This window comes from Mesorhizobium sp. M7A.F.Ca.CA.002.15.2.1 (genome assembly GCF_003998715.1).
GTDB classification, from domain to species: domain Bacteria; phylum Pseudomonadota; class Alphaproteobacteria; order Rhizobiales; family Rhizobiaceae; genus Mesorhizobium; species Mesorhizobium ciceri.
The window spans coordinates 1-3,000 of the sequence record NZ_RZPI01000669.1 but is presented as its reverse complement, the minus strand read 5'-3'; the positions used below and the strand labels follow the sequence as shown (position 1 = coordinate 3,000).

Here is a 3,000-nt window from a genome sequence, read left to right as displayed (position 1 = left end):
GCCTGAAGTCGATCGAGACATTCACGGGCTGGCGCTGTTTCGGTGTCGTTCCGTGGCTGAAGGCGGCGGCACGCTTGCCTTCGGAAGATTCGGTGGTGCTGGAGCGGCTGGCGTCCGGCGAAGCGCGCGCGCTGAAGGTGGCGGTGCCGATGCTTGGCCGCATCGCCAATTTCGACGATCTCGACCCGCTCAAGGCTGAGCCGCAGGTCGAGGTGGTGTTCGTGCCGCCGGGAAAGCCGCTGCCCGCCGATGCCGGGCTGGTGGTCATTCCAGGCTCGAAGTCGACAATCGGCGATCTCTTGAAATTCCGCGAGAACGGTTGGGATCGCGACCTTCTTGCGCATCGCAAGTGCGGCGGCCATGTCGTGGGCATTTGCGGCGGCTTCCAGATGCTCGGCCGCATGGTGCGCGATCCCGACGGCATCGAAGGCAGCGTCACCGAAGCCGAAGGGCTCGGCCTGCTCGACATCGAAACGGTGATGGAGCCGGAAAAGACGGTGCGCAACGTCAGCGCCCGTTCGGTGCCGTTCGACCTGCCGCTCGAAGGCTATGAAATCCATCTCGGCCGCACCACCGGGCCGGATACGCTGAGGCCGTCTGCAGTCATCAATGGCATCGATGACGGGGCAGTGTCGGTCGATGGCAAGGTGATCGGCACCTATATGCACGGTCTGTTTGGCGCCGACGGCTTTCGCGGAAGATTCCTCGAAAGCCTCGGCATCAAGGGCGGCGGCATCGATTACCGAGCCGAGGTCGAGCGGGCGCTGGACGAGGTCGCAGCCGAGCTGGAGACCCATCTCGACTGCGACGCGATCTTTGCACTGGCGCGGTAATTCGCGGTTGGCTCAGCCCTTGTCGCCTGCCTTCGGCCAGTAGGTACCGAAGGACCAGACGTTGCCTTCCGGGTCGCGGCAGATGAACTCGCGGCTGCCATAGTCGCGGTTGGTCAATTCCTGGATGATCGTGGCGCCAGCCTTCCTGCCCTTGGCATAGGCGGCATCGGCATCATCGACGGCGATGTAGATCGACTTGCCGCCGCCTGAGCCGGGTTCGCCGACCATCTTGCCGTAGTCGTCGTCGCGCACGGTGCCCAGCATGATCATCGAGGAGCCGAAGACCAGTTCGGCATGGTGCACGACGTCGCCTTCGCCATAGCGGGCCCGGACGCTGAAGCCGAAGGCTTCGCCCAGCCAGTCGATCATCTTTGCCGCGTTCCTGTAGCGCAAGGCGGGGTAGAGGCGGGGCGCTTCGGTGGTGGTGGTCATGTCGATCTCCTTCAGTGGGGTTGGTCGATGCCCCACTGTGGGTAAAGGCCGTTCCGGCGTCTTGAAGAAATGTTACCTGGCCGAGATTCCGGTTGGTGTCTCGCCGGCGAGGTCGCGGAATTCGCGTACCAGATGCGCCTGGTCGGCATAGCCGCAATCGGCTGCGATATCGGCCCAGTCGACGGCCTGCTGCCTCGACAGGCCGAGCGCGCGGTTGAAGCGGACGATGCGCGACAGTGTCTTGGGGCCCATGCCGATGGCGTTGGAAAAACTGCCGGCGAGATGTTTGCGGCTCCAGCCCAGCCTTTCGGCGATCGATGCAATGCGGGTCCGGCCGCCGGATGTGATGATGCGGTCATAGGCCCAGGCGATTTCAAGTGGCGTCTCGGCGGCCTTCTCGAGACGGGCGGTGACGAAGGCTTCGGCCATGTCGAAACGCGTCGTCCAATCCGGCGCATTGCCCAGCCATTCACGCAGCGCCAAGCCCTGAGCGCCAAGCACGTCGTCGAGGACGACCATGCTGTCTGTCAGTTCGCTCATCGGCAGGCGGAAGAAACGGCGTGCGCCAAGCGGCGTGAAGTTGACCTGGACGCAGCAGGCGCCGCCGAAGGATTCGATCACCACCGGTCCGGCAAAGAGGCCGGCGGCGAAACTGGCGAAGCGGTCATTGTCGCCGGGCGCCTTGCCGAGGCCGATGGCGAAGGGTTCGGCGAAGCTGATGACCAGCGGTACGGTGAGCGACGCATATTCGACGTTGCGCATATGGCCGGGCGCCATTTCGCGATAGCCGCAAATGTCCGACACAATGCCCTGAAGTCGAGGATCGGGCAGGCGCCGGCGCATCTCAAACCGCCCGGCGACGGACCGGTCCTGCTCTTGCTGGGGTTGCATCTTGACTGGCATCGGCCATCCTCGCGCCAGTCAAATCTAACAGACCAAGGGCCGGAATCAAAAGCGCCCGGCTTTTGGCCGGGCGCTCCTCGTCCCCACTTCAAGGGAAATGGTCAGGCGCCGCGCATCAAGCAGCCGCCGGCAAGCACGATGAAAGCAATAAGCACGATCCACGCCGATGCGAGTGGAATGAATGAGAGAACGCCAAGCGCGGCGAGAACGCCGATGATGGCGATAACAACGGAGATGATAAAAACGATCTGGGTAGGTGCGCTAAGATTCATGTCTGCCTCTCCAACATGATTCGAACAGCGGCATCCTATCAGGGCGCGGGATCACACACCAATCAAGGCCCGCAGCGGGTTCGCCGGGTCAGCCAGCAGCTTCACAGCAAGCGCCAGGCATACGATCACCAGCAGCGGCTTGATCAGTCTTGCGCCGATGCGCATGGCCAGGCTGGCGCCGACGCGAGCGCCGAGGAACTGGGCGACGCCCATCATCAGACCGATCTTCCAGTAGACGACGCCGAAGGCCGCGAAGACGATGAAGCCGCCGATGTTGGAGGCGAAGTTGAGCAATTTGGTATGCGCCGTCGCCTTGAGCACGCCGTAGCCGGCAAGTGCCACGAAGGCCAGCATGTAAAAGGAGCCGGCGCCTGGCCCGAACAGGCCATCGTAGAAGCCGATGGCGGGCACCAAGGTCAATCCAAACAGGAACGGCGACAGGCGCTCGGCGCGGTCGACATCGTTCATGTTGGGCTTGAACGCGAAGTAGAGCGCGATGGCGATCAGCACGATGGGCAGGGCAGCCCGCAGTATGTCACCCGGCACGATCGTCGCCAGCA

At 63.5% G+C, this 3,000-nt stretch carries 4 protein-coding genes and 1 pseudogene; 1 reads left to right on the top strand and 4 read right to left on the bottom strand.

From position 1 onward, the window contains the following. A pseudogene (locus ENZ74_RS27270) lies at positions 1 to 833 on the top strand (cobyric acid synthase CobQ); the annotation flags it as partial. Positions 834 to 845: 12 nt separating this feature from the next. Here the strand turns inward: ENZ74_RS27270 and ENZ74_RS27265 are convergent. The 4 genes from ENZ74_RS27265 to ENZ74_RS27250 form a co-directional block, all read right to left on the bottom strand. After that, positions 846 to 1,265, bottom strand: coding sequence for a VOC family protein (locus tag ENZ74_RS27265; RefSeq protein ID WP_063168185.1), 420 nt, complete (start codon positions 1,263 to 1,265; stop codon positions 846 to 848). Between the two features lie 72 nt (positions 1,266 to 1,337). Then, on the bottom strand, positions 1,338 to 2,168 hold the full coding sequence (locus ENZ74_RS27260) for an AraC family transcriptional regulator (protein WP_063168184.1): 831 nt from the start codon (positions 2,166 to 2,168) through the stop codon (positions 1,338 to 1,340). A 101-nt stretch (positions 2,169 to 2,269) separates the two neighbouring features. Then, positions 2,270 to 2,440 carry a hypothetical protein gene (locus ENZ74_RS27255; protein WP_082826471.1) on the bottom strand — a complete coding sequence of 57 codons (171 nt, stop codon included), beginning with the start codon at positions 2,438 to 2,440 and terminating at the stop codon, positions 2,270 to 2,272. 51 nt (positions 2,441 to 2,491) lie between these two features. Beyond that, positions 2,492 to 3,000: TSUP family transporter (locus ENZ74_RS27250; RefSeq protein ID WP_164761246.1), on the bottom strand; the 509-nt coding region annotated here is incomplete at its 5' end.

What these genes read in the sequence shown, in the direction of transcription:
- ENZ74_RS27265 (WP_063168185.1), bottom strand. Translation starts at nt 1,265, where the DNA reads ATGACCACCACCACCGAAGCGCCCCGCCTCTACCCCGCCTTGCGCTAC.
- ENZ74_RS27260 (WP_063168184.1), bottom strand. Translation starts at nt 2,168, where the DNA reads ATGCCAGTCAAGATGCAACCCCAGCAAGAGCAGGACCGGTCCGTCGCC.
- ENZ74_RS27255 (WP_082826471.1), bottom strand. Translation starts at nt 2,440, where the DNA reads ATGAATCTTAGCGCACCTACCCAGATCGTTTTTATCATCTCCGTTGTT.